The sequence below is a fragment of the Micromonospora sp. NPDC049366 genome, assembly GCF_044466625.1.
GTDB lineage: Bacteria > Actinomycetota > Actinomycetes > Mycobacteriales > Micromonosporaceae > Micromonospora.
On record NZ_JBITMV010000001.1, the window covers coordinates 198866 to 217814 of the forward strand.

General features: G+C 73.7%; 16 protein-coding genes. 11 read left to right on the forward strand and 5 right to left on the reverse strand.

Annotated features, from left to right (window positions below):
- Window positions 1-23 precede the first annotated feature (23 nt).
- The 6 genes from ACIBTV_RS00940 to ACIBTV_RS00965 all read left to right on the forward strand — a co-directional run bounded on the left by ACIBTV_RS00940 (window position 24) and on the right by ACIBTV_RS00965 (window position 4885).
- A complete protein-coding gene (locus ACIBTV_RS00940) occupies window positions 24-902 on the forward strand; it encodes a hypothetical protein (RefSeq protein ID WP_396701048.1) in 879 nt (292 codons plus the stop codon).
- The gene (gene fahA, locus ACIBTV_RS00945) at window positions 899-2098 is read left to right on the forward strand and encodes a fumarylacetoacetase (RefSeq protein ID WP_396701050.1); all 1200 of its coding nucleotides are present in this window, start codon (window positions 899-901) and stop codon (window positions 2096-2098) included. The genes ACIBTV_RS00940 and fahA overlap by 4 nt, the downstream gene beginning before the upstream one ends.
- Window positions 2099-2246: 148 nt before the next feature.
- Window positions 2247-2456: a DUF397 domain-containing protein gene (locus ACIBTV_RS00950; protein WP_396701052.1), complete on the forward strand. Its 210-nt coding sequence runs from the start codon at window positions 2247-2249 to the stop codon at window positions 2454-2456.
- A 122-nt stretch (window positions 2457-2578) separates the two neighbouring features.
- A complete protein-coding gene (locus ACIBTV_RS00955; protein WP_396701054.1) occupies window positions 2579-3061 on the forward strand; it encodes an SRPBCC domain-containing protein in 483 nt (160 codons plus the stop codon).
- Between the two features lie 86 nt (window positions 3062-3147).
- A complete protein-coding gene (locus tag ACIBTV_RS00960; protein ID WP_396701056.1) occupies window positions 3148-4401 on the forward strand; it encodes a PQQ-binding-like beta-propeller repeat protein in 1254 nt (417 codons plus the stop codon).
- A gap of 97 nt (window positions 4402-4498) precedes the next feature.
- Window positions 4499-4885, forward strand: a complete 387-nt coding sequence (locus ACIBTV_RS00965; protein WP_396701058.1) for an LPXTG cell wall anchor domain-containing protein — start codon at window positions 4499-4501, stop codon at window positions 4883-4885.
- 77 nt (window positions 4886-4962) lie between these two features.
- Here ACIBTV_RS00965 and ACIBTV_RS00970 read toward each other — a convergent pair whose 3' ends face one another.
- The 5 genes from ACIBTV_RS00970 to hppD all read right to left on the reverse strand — a co-directional run bounded on the left by ACIBTV_RS00970 (window position 4963) and on the right by hppD (window position 10256).
- Window positions 4963-5874, reverse strand: a complete 912-nt coding sequence (locus ACIBTV_RS00970; protein ID WP_396701060.1) for a hypothetical protein — start codon at window positions 5872-5874, stop codon at window positions 4963-4965.
- A 124-nt stretch (window positions 5875-5998) separates the two neighbouring features.
- Window positions 5999-6553, reverse strand: coding sequence for a hypothetical protein (locus tag ACIBTV_RS00975; RefSeq protein ID WP_396701062.1), 555 nt, complete (start codon window positions 6551-6553; stop codon window positions 5999-6001).
- Window positions 6554-6680: 127 nt separating this feature from the next.
- Complete coding sequence (gene hisC, locus ACIBTV_RS00980) at window positions 6681-7784, reverse strand: histidinol-phosphate transaminase (RefSeq protein WP_396701064.1); 1104 nt, start codon at window positions 7782-7784, stop codon at window positions 6681-6683.
- Window positions 7781-8863, reverse strand: coding sequence for an RDD family protein (locus ACIBTV_RS00985; RefSeq protein ID WP_396701066.1), 1083 nt, complete (start codon window positions 8861-8863; stop codon window positions 7781-7783). The genes hisC and ACIBTV_RS00985 overlap by 4 nt, the downstream gene beginning before the upstream one ends.
- Before the next feature lie 187 nt (window positions 8864-9050).
- Window positions 9051-10256, reverse strand: coding sequence for a 4-hydroxyphenylpyruvate dioxygenase (gene hppD / locus ACIBTV_RS00990; protein WP_396701067.1), 1206 nt, complete (start codon window positions 10254-10256; stop codon window positions 9051-9053).
- A 139-nt stretch (window positions 10257-10395) separates the two neighbouring features.
- Here hppD and ACIBTV_RS00995 point away from each other — a divergent pair, with 139 nt between their 5' ends.
- From ACIBTV_RS00995 to ACIBTV_RS01015, 5 genes are all read left to right on the forward strand, one after another.
- Window positions 10396-10884, forward strand: a complete 489-nt coding sequence (locus ACIBTV_RS00995) for an Lrp/AsnC family transcriptional regulator (protein WP_396701069.1) — start codon at window positions 10396-10398, stop codon at window positions 10882-10884.
- Between the two features lie 138 nt (window positions 10885-11022).
- On the forward strand, window positions 11023-12477 hold the full coding sequence (locus tag ACIBTV_RS01000) for a PQQ-binding-like beta-propeller repeat protein (protein WP_396701071.1): 1455 nt from the start codon (window positions 11023-11025) through the stop codon (window positions 12475-12477).
- An 87-nt stretch (window positions 12478-12564) separates the two neighbouring features.
- The gene (locus tag ACIBTV_RS01005) at window positions 12565-14232 is read left to right on the forward strand and encodes a fumarate hydratase (RefSeq protein WP_396701073.1); all 1668 of its coding nucleotides are present in this window, start codon (window positions 12565-12567) and stop codon (window positions 14230-14232) included.
- Between the two features lie 271 nt (window positions 14233-14503).
- Entirely contained in the window at window positions 14504-17485 is a 2982-nt protein-coding gene (locus tag ACIBTV_RS01010; RefSeq protein WP_396701075.1) for an AfsR/SARP family transcriptional regulator, read from the forward strand.
- 46 nt (window positions 17486-17531) lie between these two features.
- Window positions 17532-18941 carry a class II fumarate hydratase gene (locus tag ACIBTV_RS01015; RefSeq protein ID WP_396701077.1) on the forward strand — a complete coding sequence of 470 codons (1410 nt, stop codon included), beginning with the start codon at window positions 17532-17534 and terminating at the stop codon, window positions 18939-18941.
- Window positions 18942-18949 lie beyond the last annotated feature (8 nt).

The following is an 18949-nucleotide window of genomic DNA, read 5'->3' on the forward strand; positions in this document are numbered from 1 at the left end:
AGCGTCCCGTACATTCTTGTTCCGTGTCAACGCAGGTGCCCGCGCTCCTCGACGGCCTCGTGGACGACGCCGCCGTCTTCCCGCCCGGCAGCGCCGCGCTGCCCGACGCGGTGGCCGCGCATCGCCGGCACCGCGCCGCGTGGTACGCCGACCTCGTCGGCCCCCTGCTGATCCCCGCCTCGAAGCTGCCCGACCTGGCCACCCTGCTCGACGACGGCGAGCGGTTCGCGGTCGGCGTCATCGCCGACGAGCCCATCGGGCGACTCGACGCGGCGTGCGCCGAGGCCGACCCGCGCATCCGGATCCGCCAGGTGGAGGCGGCCGTCGCCAAGCGCGGCGAGGACCCGCAGCCCGGCCTGCACGAGCTGATCGAGCTGGCCAAGCGCACCCGGGGCACCGGCCACGACCGCCCCGCCCTCGACGTCTACGCCGAGCTGCCGCTCACCTTCGGCCTGATGGCCGCGCTGGACACCCTCGCCGCCGCCCGCGCCGACGGGCTGCCGATCGCGGCGAAGTTCCGCACCGGCGGGCTCGCCGCCGAACTCTTCCCCACCCCGGTCGAGTTGGCCGCGGTGATCTGCGCCTGCCGGGACCGTGACCTGCCGTTCAAGCTGACCGCCGGGCTGCACCGCGCCGTCCGGCACCTCGAACCGGCGACCGGGTTCACCCACCACGGGTTCGCCAACCTGCTGGCCGCGACGGTGGCCGCCGCCGACGGCGCCGGTCCGGACACGGTCGCCGGGCTCCTGGTCAAGGCCAGCCGGGGCCCGCTGGTCGAGCGCATCGCGGTCGCCCGGGACCGGGCGCGTCCGCTGTGGATCGGGTTCGGCTCGTGCAGCATCGAGGAACCACTGACCGATCTGACCCGGCTGGGGCTGTTGAACGGGGGCGAAGGCGCATGACCTGGGTGACCGGTGTCGAAGGCTCGGCGTACGGGGTGACCAACCTGCCGTACGGGGTGTTCAGCCGTGACGGCGAGGAGCCGCGCGTCGGCGTACGCATCGGAGACCTCGTGCTCGACCTGGCCGGCGCCGAGGCGGCCGGGCTGGTGCTGGCGGCAGGCGCCTTCCGCGCGCCCACCCTCAACCCGTTCATGGCGCTCGGGCGACCGCAGTGGACGGCCGCCCGGCAGCGGATCACCGAGCTGCTCACCGACCCCGCGCACCGGTCGGCGGTCGAGCCGCTGCTGGTGCCGCTGGACGCGGTACGGCTGCACCTGCCGTTCGAGGTCGCCGACTACGTCGACTTCTACTCGTCCGAGCACCACGCCGGCAACGTCGGGCAGATCTTCCGGCCGGGCCAGCCGCCGCTGCTGCCGAACTGGAAGCACCTGCCGATCGGCTACCACGGCCGGGCCGGCACGGTGGTCGTCTCGGGCACCCCGGTGGTCCGCCCCAGCGGGCAGCGGGCCTCGTCTGCCGGCCCGGTCTACGGCGCGTCCGTACGCCTCGACATCGAGGCCGAGGTGGGCTTCGTGGTCGGCGTGCCCAGCCCGCTGGGCGCGCGGGTCTCCGCCGACGACTTCGCCGACCACGTCTTCGGCGTGGTGCTGGTCAACGACTGGTCCGCCCGGGACATCCAGGCCTGGGAGTACCAGCCGCTCGGCCCGTTCCTGGGCAAGTCGTTTGCCACCTCGATCTCCGCCTGGGTGACGCCGCTGGACGCCCTCGCCGACGCGTTCGTGCCGGCGCCCGAGCAGGATCCGCCGGTCGCCGACTACCTGCGCGACGTGCCGCACCTCGGGCTGGACCTGCGCCTGGCGGTCGAGTGGAACGGGGAACGGGTCAGCGAGCCGCCGTTCGACACCATGTACTGGACCCCCGCCCAGCAGTTGGCCCACCTGACCGTCAACGGCGCCTCCCTGCGCACCGGGGACCTCTACGCCTCCGGCACCGTGTCCGGCCCCGAGCGCGGGCAGGTCGGCTCGTTCCTGGAGCTGACCTGGGGCGGCGCCGAACCGGTGAAGTTCGCCGACGGCGCCACCCGGACCTTCCTGGAGGACGGCGACACCGTCACCATCACCGCGACGGCGCCCGGCCCGGACGGCACGACGATCGCCCTCGGCGAGGTCGGCGGCACCATCCTGCCCGCCCGCTGACCTCGGTCGCACCGAGTGTGCGATCAAGGCCGTCACCTCCCCCGTTGATCGCTCCGGATTCCGACGCCCCGTCGCGCCGGTCCGGGCCCGATCCACGGTCCCCCCGGCCGGGGCGCGGGGCGTCCCACCGGACAGGGAGGTAGTCACGATGAACGATCTGGCGGGCGCCGTCTGGCGCACCAGCAGCCGCTCCAACGACCAGGGACTCTGCGTGGAGGTGGCGGACAACCTGGTCGACGTCGTCGGCGTCGTCGGCGTACGCGACTCGAAGGACCAGACCGGCCCCACACTCGCGGTCAGCCCGCCGGGATGGACGGCGTTCGTGGAGGCGATCCGGGGCGGCCAGTTCGACCGCTGACCGTCCTCCCCCCGGCACGCCGCCGCCGGGCGTACCGACCTGGTCTCCCGGCGGTGGAATTTCCGGGTGGTGGGCCCCGCGCCGAGTGCACGCCGCGTACCGTCGACGCCACGGGAGGTGGCATGTCGACGGTGGCGGTTACCCGACTGATCGAGGCGCACGCCGTCGACGTCTGGCGCCTCCTGACCGACCTGCCCGACCGGGCCGGGCGACACCTCGCCGGCCCGGTCGAGCTGCTCACCCCCGGCGCCTTCGGCCCCGGCACGGTCTGGCGGGAGCCCCGCGCCCAGCCCGGCGGCGCGATCCTGGTCGAGGAGTTCTGTGTCGTGGAGGCCGTCCCACCGCGACGGCTGGTGCTGACCTCCCCCGGGGTCGGGGTCGACTACCGCATCACCTGGACACTGCGTGCCGCCCGGCGCGGGCGCCGCGGCGGCACCGCCGTCCGGGTCACCCAGGAGGCTCTGCTCAGCGACCCGTACGGCCGGATGGTCGCACTGCTGCTCGGGGGTCTGGCCGCCCGCGCCGTGGAGCACTCCCTCCGCCGCGACCTCGCCGACCTCGCCCTCGCCGCCGAGCAACCCGCCGGAGCGGTCGAGGCCGCCTGACGCCGCCACCACCGCCCCTGCACCCCGCGGACACCTGGCAGGGAACGGGCGGGCTCCGCTGGGTAGGGTGCCGGGCGGAGGTGCGCATGGGGTTCCCGAAGGGCCGGCGACGGATCGTGCTGGTGGTAGCGGCACTGCTCGTCACCGCCGCGGTCGGGGCGACGGTCTACCGGGTGCTCGCCCCCGCCGAGGTCAGCACCGTCGCGCAGGCGGCGTACCCGGCGGCACCCCAGCCCCCGGTCGGCGTCATCGGCCGACTGCCCGCCGCCCCGCTGATCGTGGACGGGCGGCTGCGCGTGTACGCCGCCCACCGCCAGGTCTACGCCGACCGCCCGGTCGACTTTCGGCACCGGACCACCCCGTACTGGTCGTACCGGCGTTGGCCGGCCGAGCTGGTCGGTGTCGTGGCGAGCGGCACGACGGTGGTGAGCCGCTGGTCGGACGGTCGGCTGGTGGCGCTGGACGCGCGTACCGGCGCGGTGGCGTGGCGCGCCGACGGACCGCGCCCGACGGAACAACCGAACGCCCGGCGCACCGGCGCGGCGATCGTGTGGAGTCCGCCCGGCCTCTACCTGACCCGTGTCGCCGACGGTCGCGACGTGGTGGTGGCGACGGGCTCCGGAGCCGCGCGTGGCGTCGCGCTCGCCGACGGGCGCGAGCTGTGGCGTACGGACCTGACGAGCGGGTGCCGCACCGACGTGGGCACCACCCCGACGGGCCGGTTGGTCGGTGTGGACGCCTGCTCCGGGCCGGCGGCGGTGGAGTTCCGGGACGCGGCCACCGGTGCGGTGACCGGGCGGTGGCGACCGCCGGGTGCCGGCGACGAGCTGGTCGTCACGCCGGTGGGCTGTCGGACCGGGCGGTCGGAGTGTCCGGCCCTGCGTACGGCCGGACCGGGTGACGCGGCGGGTCGCGGCTGGCTGCTCGGCCCGGGCGACCCGCTGGCGGCGCCGGCGCTGAACGGCCGTGACGTCGAGCTGGCCGGCGACCAGGCGGTGACCGTGGTGAACGGGGTGCTGGTCGGCCGGTCCGCCCGGACCGGCGAGGAGCTGTGGCGTCGCCCCGATCTGGGGTCGGGGCGGGTGATCGCCGTGCAGCCCGGCCGGGTGCACCTGCTGACCGACGCGCGGGACCTGGTCACGATCGATCCGGCGACCGGCGCGGAGCGGTCCCGGTTCACTCTGACGGTCGGTCAGGACGGCACCGGGTACGTGCCGGGTGCGGCGTACGCGGCGGACGGTTATCTGGTCGTCGAGCGCCTCCGTGAGCCGGTCGATCCGGACGCGGACGACCAGGGTTACTTCCTCACGTCGGAGCCGCTCGTCCTCGCGGCCACCTGATCAGGTAACGGTGACGCGGAAGGATCGGAACCACCGTCACGTTCTGCCCGAAAAGGTATGTTTCTCCTGATTCATGTTCTCGGTCGGGAGGCAGCGGATGGGTACCAGGGCGGCTGGATGGTTTCTCGGAGCGGGGCTCGCCGCGACGGCGGGAGTCGCCCTGGCGATCTCGCCGGTGTCCGTCCCCCAACCCACGTCGCCGGACGCCCGGGCCGCCGGGCAGGTCGAGCCGTCCGGGAACGTCACCTTCCGGGTCGTGCCGGCCTCCCCGCAGCCGCCGACGCCCCGGCCGACTCCGCCCACCCCGCAGCCCACCCCGCCGACGCCCCAGCCCTCGCCGAGCGGGCACCTGCCGGTCACCGGAGAGCGCGGGTCGCCGGGTCCGCTGCTGCTCGGGCTGGGTGCGACTCTGTTGCTCGTCGGTTGGCTCGCCGTCCGCGCCGTCCGCCGTGACCCGCGCCCCTCGCGTCGGGGTGCGGCCTGACCGTGGCCGCCCACCGCGCCACCGCCCGGCGTGACCCGGGTGGCGCGGTCACGCCGGGCGGTGCGGCCCTGACGGGCTCAGTGCCGGACGGGAATCCGACCGGCGGGCGGTCGCCGCGACGGCTGCCGGGAGCGGCGGGCCAGTACGACCAGCCCGGCCACCAGCAGCAGCCCCACCACGGACGCGCCGACGGTCCAGACGGTGAGCACCCGGGACAGGCCCGAGGCGGGCTTCCCGACCCGACCCGCTTCGGGAAACTCGATCCGTCCGCTCGCGGTCTTCTTGATCCGCCCGCTCTCCAGCGCGACTTCGACCTTCCAGGGGCCGTTCGGCAGCTCCGCGGGCAGCCGGGCGGAGACCTGGCCGGACTCGCCCGGTGCCAGCGTCGTGCCCCGCGTGACCGCGAACGGGCCCGCTCGGCTGCCCGCCGGGCCCTCGGACAGAGTGACCTGGCCGGACAGGTCGAGGGCCCGACCGCCGGTGTTCGTCACCTGGGCGCTGATCGACGGCTCACCTCCGGGATCGCGCGCGGGGCGCAGTTCGCCGATGGCGAAGTCGGACGCGGGCTCGCCGCCGGGGCCGACGTCGAGATACATCCGTACGCCCACCCGGTGGATCTGGGTGACGGAGTCACCGGGCCGGGGTGTGGAGGCGGCGGACGCCCAGATCACGCCGTACCGCTCGCCGGCCGAGGCGGCCCGGGGCACCGCCACGGTCGCCCGGACCCGGGTCTCCGCCCAGGGCTCCAGCTCGACCGACGTGCGGTCGAGCGTGACCCACGAGGTGAGCTCGTTGTCCGCCCGGCCCTCGCCGAAGACGAACCGCTGATTCTCCAGGGTCGCCGCCGCCGGGTAGAGGTCGATGCGGCGATGCTCGGGAGTGCGGTTCACGATCAGGAGCTGCCGGTTGATCCTGCTGCCCGGCGGCAGGTGGTCGACGACGTAGCGCAGGGCGCGGGGATCGTCGCGTCGATTGGTCGGCGCCTCCACCAGCCGGATCCCGATGCTGCCCTCGTCGGGGTCCGGCTCGGCCGCGCCGGCCCGGGTCGGCAGACCCGGACCGGCGAGGCAGGCGAGCGCGATCGCAGCCGCGACGATCGACCGCTCCCGGCGGCTATGCCACCGAATGCGTCACCGTGCCGGCGTACTCGCCCGCGATGCTGTCGAGCGGGACGTTGACGACCAGGGTCGGGTTCCAGGTCGCGGAGTTGTTGCCGGTGCCGCCGCCGTGGCCGAAGGCGGTGAGCGGCGTGCCGCTGCTCAGCGGGGCCGCGTCGCCGGAGGTGAGCTGCCCCGGCGTGAACGTGCCGGTGCCGGTGGTCGCGGTGGCCGGGCCGGACCAGTAGTCGATCTCTTCGGGCAGGACGGTCTCCGGCGGGCTGCCGCCACCGGTCTGGAAGACGGTGGCGGTCACGCTGGCGGTCCAGCTGGCGTCGTCGGAGGCGCGGGTGTCAGCGACCGTGACGTCGCCGAGCTGGCCGACGATGGCGGTGCCGGACCCGCCCGAGCCCAGGTCGGCGGTGGCCGGCGCGGTCACGTCCAGGGTGCCGGCCGTCACCTCGAAGGTGGCGTCCGTTTCGATGGTGGGTGCCGCGGCGGCGGGCCCGGCGAGAGCCGCCACCAGGGCGGCGGCTGCCGCCCCGGTGAGACAGATCTTGGCAGTACGCACTGGTTGCTTCCCCGTTTCTCGAAGTGGACCGGCACCGCGCCTGGAACGGCGGTGCCCGGTAGCTCCGAAGATAAGGGAGTTCCAGGGATTAAACGGATAAAAAGGATTTATCGCCAAGCCGGGCCGGTCAGGCCAGCGCCGCCTCGGCGGCGGCGAGGAACGCGTCGTTCTCCGCCGGGGTGCCGATGGTCACCCGGACACCGTCCCCGGCGAACGGGCGCACGATCACCCCGCGCGCCTCGCAGGACTTGGCGAAGGGCACCGCCCGGTCGCCGAGCGGCAGCCACACGAAGTTGGCCTGGCTGCCCGGCACCTCGGGGACGAACTTGCGCAGCGCCTCGGTGACCCGCTCCCGCTCGGCCACCACCAGGGCGCACCGCCGCTCCACCTCGTCGGCCTGGGCGAGCGCGGCGAGCGCGCCGGCCTGCGCCGCCAGGCTGGTGGAGAACGGGGTGACCACCTTGCGTACCGCGCCGGCCACTTCCGGGGCGGCGGCCAGCCAGCCGATCCGCAGCCCGGCCAGACCCCACGCCTTCGACAGGGTGCGCAGCACCGCCACGTTGGGCCGGTCCAGGTAGGTCAGGCCGTCCGGCACCTCGGGGTCGGTGACGAACTCCCGGTATGCCTCGTCGATCACCACGAGCACGTCGTCCGGCACCGCGTCCAGGAAGCGGTCCAGCTCCGCCCGGCGGACCGACGTGCCGGTCGGGTTGTTCGGGTTGCAGACCACCACCATCCGGGTCCGCTCGGTCACCGCCGCCGCCATGGCCGCCAGGTCGTGGCCGTGGCCGGCGTCGTTGGGCACCCGCACGCTGGTCGCCCCGCTGGTCGCCGCGATGATCGGGTACGCCTCGAAGGAGCGCCACGAGTAGACGACCTCGTCGCCGGGGAGGCAGGTGGCCCGCACCAGGTGCTCGGCGAGCGCCACCGACCCGCAGCCGGTGGCGATGCGGTCGGCGTCCACCCCGTACCGCTCGGCCAGCGCGTCGCGGAGCGCCACCACACCCATGTCCGGGTAGCGGTGCGCGCCCGCGGCGGCCTCGGCGACGGCCTCGACGACGCCCGGCAGCGGACCGTACGGGACCTCGTTGCTGGCCAGCTTGATCGCCTCCGGCAGGCCCAGCTCCCGGGCCAGGTCGGCCGGGCTGCGGCCGGGTACGTAGCTGGGCAGCGCGTCCAGGTCGGCGCGGGTCAGCCGCAGCGCCGGCTGGGGACGTCCGGTGTCGCTCATGGGGTGTCTCCCGGGAGGTTGGTGCGGTCGGGGGTAGCGGGGGCGGCGGCGCCGTGGGGAATCCGCACGACGACGGTCTGCGCCCGCTTGTCGTGCAGTGCCTGCCGCATCGGATGGTCGAAGAGCGGGGACAGCGCGTCGATGAGATAGAGCAGCAGGCCCAGGCCGAAGCAGCAGCACAGCAGGGTCGGCATGCCGCCCAGCAGGTTCCACCGGCTCAGCGAACGGGCGAAGCCGAGCGTCTGGCCACCGACGAGCGGCACCGCCCTGATCCGCATCAGCCGCTTGCCGATCGTCTGGCCGCCCGACGCCATGGCGGGCACCTCGTAGGCGAGCCAGAGCCCGAAGGCGATGGCCACGATCGCCAACTGGAACCCGCCGGCCTGTTCACCGATCGACGGCAACCCCTCCGCGGAGGTGTCGCCCGCCTCGGCCCGGCGGAACACCTCCCGCCAGTACGGTCCCATCTCCTGCGCGAGCTGCCAGATGAACCAGCCGTTCACGGCTGCGTTCAACAGGAGGAGGATGCCGAAGTCGATCAGTCGGGCGACCAGCCGCTGGCCGTATCCGGCCAGCGCCATGCCGTGCGGCCGTGGCGGCGCCTGCCCGGGCCAGCCCGGAGGCGCCCAGCCGGGCGGCGGCCCGGCCTGCTGGCCGTACGCCGGCGGGGGCTGCCAGCCCGGCGGCGGCTGCGTGCCCGGCGGCGGCTGCGTGCCCGGCGGCGGCTGCCACCCGGACGGGGGCGGGGTGCCCGGTGCGGGCTGCCAGCCCGGCGGTGGCTGCCACCCCGGTGGCGGCTGCCATCCCGACGAGGGCTGGTCGCCCGGCGGGGACTGCCAGCCCGGCGGGGGGCCGGCGGCCGGCGGCGCGGACGTGGGCCAGCCGGGTGGGGTGGTGCCCGCGACCGGGCCGGGTGCGACCGGCTCCGGGGTCGGGGCGGGCGGGGGCTCGACCGGGGGCGGACCCTCGGGCGGGGTCGCGTCGACGGGGATGGGCGCGCCGATCCAGCCCTCGCCGTCCCAGTACCGTCGGGTCTCGGGATCGGCGGGGTCGACGTACCAGCCGGGTTGCACGCTCACGCAGACACCTTAACGACGACCGTTGCGAGGCAGCTGTCGTGGCGGCGCGGCCGTCCACGCCCGGCCCGGCCCCGCACCTGCGGTGCGGGAACCGGACCGGTGGACGGTCCGAAGCCGCCGGCGGCGGGTGGGGGCCCACCGGCCGACGGCACCGGGTACCACGGGGGTTGCGTCACGCTCGCAAGTGTTACAGGTTGCCGCGGGCTTCCTGCTCCCGCTCAATCGCCTCGAAGAGCGCCTTGAAGTTGCCCTTGCCGAAGCCGAGCGACCCGTGCCGCTCGATCAGCTCGAAGAAGACCGTCGGCCGGTCCTGGACGGGCTTGGTGAAGATCTGCAGCAGGTAGCCGTCCTCGTCCCGGTCGACCAGGATCTTGCGGGCCTTCAGCTCCTCGATCGGGGCCCGCACCTCGCCGATCCGGGCCCGCAGCTCCGGGTCGTCGTAGTACGAGTCCGGGGTGTCCAGGAACTCCACGCCCGCCGCCCGCATCGCGTCGACGCTGGCCAGGATGTCGTTCGTGGCCACGGCGACGTGCTGGGCGCCCGGGCCCTGGTAGAACTCCAGGTACTCGTCGATCTGCGACTTCTTGCGCGCGATCGCCGGCTCGTTGAGCGGGAACTTCACCTTGCGGGTGCCGTTCGCGACGACCTTGCTCATCAGCGCGGAGTAGTCGGTGGCGATGTCGTCACCGATGAACTCGGCCATGTTGCTGAAGCCCATGACGCGCTTGTAGAACTCCACCCACTCGTCCATCCGGCCGAGCTCGACGTTGCCGACCACGTGGTCGACCGCCTGGAAGAAACGCTTCGGCTGAATGCCGGCTTCGATCATCGGCTGCCGGTCCACGATCGGGCCGCGGGCCACGAAGCCGGGGAGGAAGGGGCCGGTGTAGCGGGACCGGTCGACCAGCGTGTGCCGGGTGTCGCCGTACGCCGCGATGGACGCCATCCGCACGGTGCCGTGCTCGTCGCTGACGTCGTGCGGCTCGACGACGCCGGTCGCGCCCTGCGCGGTCGCGTGGGCGTACGCGGCGTCGACGTCCGGCACCTCCAGCGCGATGTCGCTGATGCCGTCGCTGTGCTTCGCCACGTGCTCGGCGCCCTCGGCGTCCGGCCGGACGGTGCCGGTCAGCACGAACCGGGCGGAACCGCTGGTCAGCACGTACTGGGCGTGGTCCCGGTAGCCCTGCTCCGGCCCCCGGTACGCGACGCAGGTCATGCCGAACGCCGTGGAGTAGTAGTGCGCCGCCTGCTTCGCGTTGCCGACCAGGAAGTGCAGGTGGTCGAGTCCCTTGACCGGGAACGGGTCGCGGCTGATGTCGTGGTCGACGGCACCGACGAGCCGGTCGACGTCGACCTCTTCGGTCGACTGGGGTCGGTCGATCGCCTGGGTCATCGCGGCCTCCCTCGCGTGCCGGCCGGCCTGGTGGGCCCGCCGGGATGGTCTGTGTGGCGAGGATCGCTGGCCCGGGGTGGAGTGGGCAACAGTTGACGTAAATGCTGGTCAGGTTGCGCATTCGGTATGGTCTTCACCCGTGAGGGGTGTGCAGGATGTACAGCTCGACGAGCTCGATGCTCGCTTGATCGAACTGCTCGCCGAGGAGCCGCGGATCGGCGTGCTGGAGTGCTCGCGCCGGCTCCGCGTGGCTCGGGGCACCGTCCAGGCCCGGCTCGACAAGTTGGTCGACCGGGGGGTGATCGCCGGCTTCGGGCCCGAGATCGTGCCGGCGGCGATCGGCTTCGGCGTCACCAGCTTCGTCACCCTGGAGATCAGCCAGCGGCACGGGCACGACCCGGTCACCGCCCACCTGGCCGCGATCCCCGAGGTGCTGGAGGCGCACACCATCACCGGCTCCAGCGACCTGCTCTGCCGGATCGTGGCCCGGTCGAACACCGACCTCCAGCGGGTGATCGACCAGATCGTGTCGTCCGAGGGGATCACCCGGGCGTCCACCATCATCGCCCTGGCCGAACAGATCCCGTACCGCACGCTCCCGCTGATCCGCTCGGCCGCCGTGCGCTGAACGGCCCGACCCCCGCTGCCGCGCGCGGCACCCCCGGTGCCGGTTATCGCCCCCTTCTAACACCTTCGACGGCAGAAAGCGCGGCGACACGGCGGCGCGGCGCGACGGCCGGTCGGTGATCGTGGCTACCGTGTGCGTGTGGCGAAGGGGAGCGGCCTCGGCGTGCGTGGCGTGTTGCTGCTCGCGTTGATCGCCGTCGTGGTCCTCGCCGCGACGGGAGTGTGGAACCCGTTCCCCGGCCTGTGGGACTGGGTCGACCGCAGCGAACCGATCTCCGAACCCGACGTGGTCTGGCAGCAGCGGGTCGGCGGCACGCCGAAGAGCGTCACGTTCGCCGGTGACGCCGTCGTGGTCGAACAGCGCACCCGGGTCGAGGCCCGCGCCCTGAGCACCGGCAGCCAGCTCTGGGAGCGCAAGGCCGACTGGGCGGCGGTCGCCGGCGCCGACCGGGAATCGGTCGTCGTCGTGGGCAAGCTGCTGGTCAAGGGGTACGAGGTGCTCGACCCCACCACCGGGGTGACCCGGCGGCGCGACGACGACGCGGTGGCCGTCTGGACCTACCGCAACCTGCTGCTGGACGCCCGCTGCACCCAGCCCACCGACTGCACCCTCAGCGCCTGGGACCCGCGCGGAACGGCACCGCTGTGGACGGCGTTCCTGCCCGGCGTCGGCAGTGGCCTGTTCGCCGACAACCCGGGGCTGCGCGGCACCCGGCGGCTCACCGCCAACCGGATCGAGGACGGGGTCGCCGGCCCCGAGTCGGTGCCGCCGCTGCTCGGCTTCCCGGTCGACGGCCGCGTACACGTCGTGGACACCGCCACCGGCGCCGTCCTCCAGAACGTCGAGCCCGGCCGTGAGGAGCGCCTCTCCGTGGTCGGTGGCCGGCTGCTCCGGATCACCGCCCGCTCCCAGGACGACAGCTGCTACTTCACCATCTCCGGGCGCGACCCGGCGACCGGTCAGGAGGCGTGGCACCGCGCCGGGATCAACGTGCGGACCGCCGACAAGGCCGGCTGTGTGCAGCGGGAGGACCCGCAGGGCGCGCGGAACGTACTGATCGGGGTCGCGCCGGACGCGCGGGAGGCCGTGCTCGACGGGTACGACGGGCGACTGCTCTGGGTCGGCGCCGAGCGGGAACGCCTGATCGCCGTCGACGACCGCTACGCGCTGGTCCGCGCGGGCGATCAGCGGTCCGTCGTGGCCCGGGGGCTGGGCACCGACCGGGTGCTGTGGAGCCGGCCGGCCAGCGGCAAGGCGGGCGCGTCGCTCACCCCGTACGCGGCCGTCATCGCGGACGAGAAGCCGAACCGGCTGGTCGCCCTCGACCCGCGCAGCGGCCGGGAGTTGGCGGTGCTGCGCACCTCGGCGAACGCGCTGGCCGTCGGCCCGACCGGCATGATCGTCGGGGAGGGACGGGAGATCGGCTACATCCCCTTCTCCGGCGCCGCCGGGGCCCCCGCGCCCACCGGCGGCCGACCCGGCTCCGGCCCGGGTCCCGGCACCGCCCCGACCTCCGGCACCGGCCCCGGCAGTGACGACGACAAGTGCGGGCCCAAGCGCGAACTCTGCCCCGACCCCGCCAACGGAAGCTGACGTCGGACGGGCGACGGTGAGAGCGGTGTCCCAGCGGGGCACCGGCGGGTGGGAGTGATCGACCGGTCTGCCCTAGGCTTTCCGTTCATGAGCAGTGCCGCCGCCTTCTCGTACGCCCCCCTGCTGCCGACCGGCCCCGACCAGACGGAGTACCGCCTGGTCACCGACGAGGGCGTCGACGTCGTGCACGGTCCCGGGGGCCGCCGGTTCCTCACCGTGGAGCCGTCCGCGCTCACCGCGCTGACCGCCGAGGCGATGCACGACATCGCGCACTTCCTGCGCCCCGCGCACCTGGCCCAGCTGCGGTCGATCATCGACGACCCGGCCGCCTCGCCGAACGACCGCTTCGTCGCCCTCGACCTGCTGCGCAACGCGAACATCGCGGCCGGCGGGGTGCTGCCGATGTGCCAGGACACCGGCACCGCGATCGTCATGGGCAAGCGCGGCCGGCATGTCCTGACCGACGGCTCCGACGCCGAGGCCATCTCCAAGGGCGTCTGGCAGGCCTACACCCGGCTGAACCTGCGCTACTCGCAGCTCGCCCCACTGACCATGTGGGAGGAGCGCAACACCGGGAGCAACCTGCCCGCGCAGGTGGAGCTCTACGCCGAGGACCCCGACGGTCACCCCGACGCGTACAAGTTCCTGTTCATGGCCAAGGGCGGCGGGTCGGCCAACAAGTCGTACCTGTACCAGGAGACCAAGGCGCTGCTCAATCCGACGCGGATGATGCAGTTCCTGGAGGAGAAGCTGCGGCTGATCGGCACGTCCGCCTGCCCGCCGTACCACCTGGCCATCGTCATCGGCGGCACGTCGGCCGAGTACGCCCTGAAGACCGCGAAGTACGCCAGCGCGAAGTACCTCGACGCGCTGCCCACCACCGGGTCGATGACCGCCCACGGCTTCCGCGACCTGGAGCTGGAGGCCGAGGTGCTGGAGTTGACCCGCAACTTCGGCATCGGGGCGCAGTTCGGCGGGCGCTACTTCTGCCACGACGTACGCGTGGTCCGCCTGCCCCGCCACGGTGCCTCCTGCCCGGTGGCGATCGCCGTCTCCTGCTCCGCCGACCGGCAGGCCGTCGCGAAGATCACCCCGTCGGGCGTGTGGCTGGAGCGGCTCGAAACCGACCCGGCCCGCTACCTGCCGGAGGTCACCGACTCCCAACTGGACACGTCCGAGGTCGTGCGCGTCGACCTGAACCGGCCGATGGACGAGATCCGCGCCGAGCTGTCCAAGTACCCGGTCAAGACCCGGCTGTCCCTGACCGGCCCGCTGGTGGTGGCCCGCGACATCGCCCACGCGAAGATCGCCGAGCGGTTGGACGCCGGCGAGCCGATGCCGCAGTACCTCCGCGACCACGCGGTCTACTACGCCGGCCCGGCGAAGACCCCCGAGGGCTACGCCTCCGGCTCGTTCGGCCCGACCACCGCCGGGCGGATGGACGCGTACGTCGAGAAGTTCCAGGCCGCCGGCGGCTCGCAGGTCATGCTGGCCAAGGGCAACCGCTCGGCCCAGGTGACCCGCTCCTGCGAACAGCACGGGGGGTTCTACCTCGGCTCGATCGGCGGCCCCGCCGCCCGACTCGCCCAGGACTGCATCAAGCACGTCGAGGTGCTCGAATACCCGGAGTTGGGCATGGAGGCGGTCTGGAAGATCGAGGTGGAGGACTTCCCGGCCTTCATCGTCGTCGACGACAAGGGCAACGACTTCTTCGCCGAGGTCACCAAGCCGGTGCTCACCATCGGCCGCCGCTGACCCGTTGCACGGCACGCCCCCGGGGCGTCGGGCCTCGGCCCGGCGCCCCTCGTCGTGTCCGCGTCCGACCGGGCGTCGACGTCGGTGCGCCCGTCCTTCCCTGGGGGTGAGGAACGGGCGCACCGCCCCCGTCGAGCGCCGTCCAGGACGCCCCGTACGAGTCTGAGCCGCACGTCTGCCGATCCGCTCTCACATCGCTATCAGCCGGGCGCGGCACTGGGTCACGGTCGGGCTACTCTCCACAGAAGTTGCACCTGAAGTGGGAGAGCAGATGCGGTTCGGGATCCTGGGGCCCCTGCGGGTCGGCGATGGCGAGGCCACCGTCACCGCGGGCCGCGACCGGACCGTGCTCGCCGTCCTGCTGCTGCGCCCCAACCGCATCGTGCCGGCGGAGGAACTGGTCGACGCGGTGTGGGACGAGCACCCACCGGCCACCGCCCGGGCGCAGCTGCAGACCTGCGTGTCCCGGCTCCGCCGCCGGTTCGCGCAGCTCGGGGTGCCGCCGGAGGTCATCGTCACCGACCCCGTCGGCTACGGGGTCCGGACCGGACCGGACGACCTGGACGCCGAGATCTTCGACCGGCGGGTGAACGCCGCCCGGGCCGCCCTCGCCGCCGGTCGGCTGGCCGAGGCGCGTGGGCATTTCCGCGCCGCGCTGGCCCTATGGCGTGGGCCGGCGCTCGGTGGCATCCCGAGCCGGACCGTGCGTCGCCGCGCCCAGGCCCTCGACGAGCACTGGCTCGCCGCGTTCGAGGAGTGCGTGGACGTCGAGCTGCGCCTCGGCCGTCCCGCGGAGCTGCTGGACGAGTTGACCGAGGCCATCGACCGGCATCCGCTGCGCGAGCGGCTCCGCGGCCAGCTGATGCTCGCCCTCTCCGCGGTCGGCCGGCAGGCCGACGCCCTCGCCGTCTACCGGGACGGACGACGGCTCTACGCCGAGGAGCTGGGCATCGAGCCGGGCACCGCGTTGCAGGAGCTGCACCAGCGGGTGCTCGTCGGCGACCTGGCGTTGGCCGGCCGGGAACGGCAACCGGTGACCGCGGTGCACTGCCTGCCGCGGGCGATCCCCGACTTCACCGGCCGCGAGGACACCCTGACCCGGCTGACCAAGGAGATCCAGGAGGACGGCACCCGGGTCCAGCTCATCGACGGAATGGCGGGCAGCGGCAAGACCACCCTCGCGATCCATCTCGCCACCGCGCTGGGCGACCGGTATCCCGACGCGCAGCTCTTCATCGACCTGCACGGGCACAGCGAGCGGGAGCCGGTGACTCCGGCGGCGGCGCTCGCCGGCCTCCTGCGGCAGCTCGGCGTGCCCGGCGAGCGCATCCCCGCCGACGAGGACGAGCGGGCGGCCCTGTGGCGCGGCGAGCTCGCCGACCGGCGGGCCGTGGTGGTGCTGGACAACGCCGCCTCCGCCGCCCAGGTGGCGCCGCTGCTGCCCAGCGGTCGGCACACCCTCACGCTCATCACCAGCCGGCGCCGCCTGACCGGGCTGGACGAGGGCAGGCCGTCGTCGCTCGCCGTCCTCGACCAGGACGAGGGGGTCGAGCTGCTCGCCCGGGTCGTCGGCCCGGAGCGGGTGGCGGCCGAGCCGGAGGCCGCCGCCGAGGTCGTCCGCAGGTGCGGTCACCTGCCCCTGGCCATCCGACTGGCCGGCGCGCGCCTCGCCCACCGACCCCGCTGGCGTATCGCCGACCTGGCTGCGCGCCTCGCGGACGGGCCGGGTGTGCTGACCGAGGTCGGTGCCGGGCAGCGGACCGTCGTGGACGCCTTCGCCCTGTCGTACGAGCAGGTCGGCGCGTCGGCGCAACGGATGTACCGGATGCTGGGGCTGCATCCGGGCGAGTCCTTCGACGCTCCGGTGGCCGCCGCGCTCACCGGCCTGTCGCTGACGGAGGCGCGGCACCTGGTCGACGAGCTGGTGGACGCGCACCTCGTCGACGAGCCGGAGCCGGGCCGATACCGCTTCCACGACCTGATGCGGGAGTACGCGCGGCTCCTGGCGGCGAGCCGGGACAGCGAGGAGGAACGGCGGGGCGCGCTGGTGGCCCTGTTCGATCACCACCTGCACACGGCCTGGGCGGTGTCCGCGCCCGTCGAGCCCGCCACGAGCCGGATCGGAACGGACTTTCCGGACCCGCTCCGGCCGGACCTGGTCGAGGCGGCCCTGCCGGAGGGCCTCACCTGGTTGACGGCCAACCGGGTCTCGCTGCGGGCGCTGGTCCTGCTGGCGGAGCAGACCGGCGAGCTGCGGTATTGCTGGCAGCTCGCCCGGGCCGGCTGGTACTTCGGGTTCTACGGCGGGCACCTCGACGAGCTGATCGACACGCACACCGTGGGTCTGCGTGCCGCCGAGCGGTTGGGCGACGAAGCGGCGATGGCCACGATGCGCAACTACCTCGCGTCCGCCTACTACCGGCTGGGCCGGTTCCCGGAGGCGATCGAGCTGATGGAGGTGGCGCTGCGGCTCCGGCAGCGACTCGGTGATCGCCGCGGCGTGGCCACGATCCACCGCAACCTGGCACTGGCGTACGCCATGGACCGGCGTTTCGCCGAGTCCATGCGGCATTCGGCGGCGGCACTGCCCCTGTTGCGCGAGACCGGCCAACCCAGCGAGATCGTGGCGATGCTGAACAACGAGGCGGTCGCTCTCCTGGCGTGGGGCCGGTACGAGGAGGCGCAGACGATCTCCCGGCAGCAACTGCTGCTCGCTCGGGAGTCGGGTCAGCAGGACCTGCTGAGCCACGCGGTCGGGCATCTCGGTGCGGTTCGGGCTCGGCTGGGCGACTACGACGGCGCGCTGCGCCGACTGCACCTCGCCCTGCGGTTGAAGCGGCGGCTCGCCAACCGGATGGGCGCGGGGGAGGTGCTCAACGACATCGGCGTGATCGAGCGGATCCTCGGGCGTCCGGAGGCCGCCGCGGCGCGGCACCGAGAAGCGTTCGTGCTCTTCACGCAGGTAGGGGACAGGATCGCCGCGTTCGCCGCGCGGAACCTGCTGGGCTACGCGCTGCTCGCGCAGGGCGACGCGACGAGTGCGCTGGACCTGCACCGGCGGGTGCTGGCCGACGCCACCCGGTTGAACGCCCGCTACGAGCAGGGCCGGGCGCTCGACGGCATCGCCCGCTGCCTGCGCCCGTCGGATCCGGCCGCCGCGCGTACCCATTGGACCCGGGCGCTGGCGTTGTTCCGCCAGGCCGAGGCGCCGGAGCGGCACGAGGTCGAGCGGCTCCTCGCCGAGCTGGGCTGACGGGTGTGTGCGCGATCATCTGCACGCCCCGGCGCGGCGCGGCAGGATGGTACGCGTGACGACTCCAGAGGCGACGGGTTACCGGATCGAACGCGACTCGATGGGCGAGGTGGAGGTGCCCGCCGAGGCGCTGTGGCGGGCGCAGACGCAGCGCGCGGTGCAGAACTTCCCGATCTCGGGTCGGGGCATCGAGCCCGCCCAGATCCGGGCGCTGGCCCAGATCAAGGGCGCGGCGGCCGAGGTCAACGGTGAGCTGGGTGTGATCGACGCGAACGTGGCCGCGGCGATCACCGCGGCGGCGGCCCACGTGGCCGACGGGGGCTACGACGACCAGTTCCCGATCGATGTCTTCCAGACCGGCTCCGGCACCTCCTCCAACATGAACACCAACGAGGTGATCGCCACCCTGGCCGGTCGGGAGCTGGGCCGGGACGTCCACCCGAACGACGACGTCAACGCCTCGCAGTCCAGCAATGACGTCTTCCCGTCCTCGATCCACCTGGCCGCCACCCAGGCCGTCGCGCAGGACCTGCTGCCGGCGCTCGCCCACCTGGCCGAGGCGTTGGAGGGCAAGGCCGCGGAGTTCGAGACCGTGGTCAAGGCGGGCCGTACGCACCTGATGGACGCCACCCCGGTGACCCTGGGCCAGGAGTTCGGCGGGTACGCCGCGCAGGTCCGTTACGGGATCGAGCGCCTGGAGGGGGTGCTGCCCCGACTGGCGGAGCTGCCGCTGGGCGGCACGGCGGTGGGCACCGGCATCAACACCCCGCTCGGTTTCGCCGCGGCCGTGATCGCGAAGCTGCGTGAGTCGACCGGCCTGCCGCTGACCGAGGCGCGCAACCACTTCGAGGCGCAGGGCGCGCGGGACGCGCTGGTCGAGGCGTCCGGGCAGCTGCGCACCATCGCGGTCGGCCTTTACAAGATCGCCAACGACGTACGCTGGATGGGGTCCGGACCTCGGGCGGGCCTGCGGGAGCTGCGTATCCCCGACCTCCAGCCCGGCTCGTCGATCATGCCGGGCAAGGTGAACCCGGTCGTCGCCGAGGCCATGCGGCAGGTCTGCGCGCAGGTGATCGGCAACGACGCGACGGTCGCCTTCGCCGGCTCGCAGGGCGACTTCGAGCTGAACGTCATGCTCCCGGTGATGGGCCGCAACATCCTGGAGTCCATCCGGCTGCTGGCCGCGTCCAGCCGACTGTTCGCGGACCGCCTGGTGGTCGGCCTGGTCGCGGATGCCGAGGTCTGCCTGGCGTACGCCGAGGGCTCGCCGTCGATCGTCACGCCGCTCAACCGCTACGTGGGCTACGACGAGGCCGCCTCGATCGCCAAGGAGGCGCTGGCCAAGCAGACGTCGATCCGGGAGGTGGTCATCGCCCGGGGCCACGTGGACAGCGGCAAGCTCTCCGAGACCCAACTGGACGAGGCGCTGGACCTCCTGCGCATGACCCACCCCTGACCTCGCCC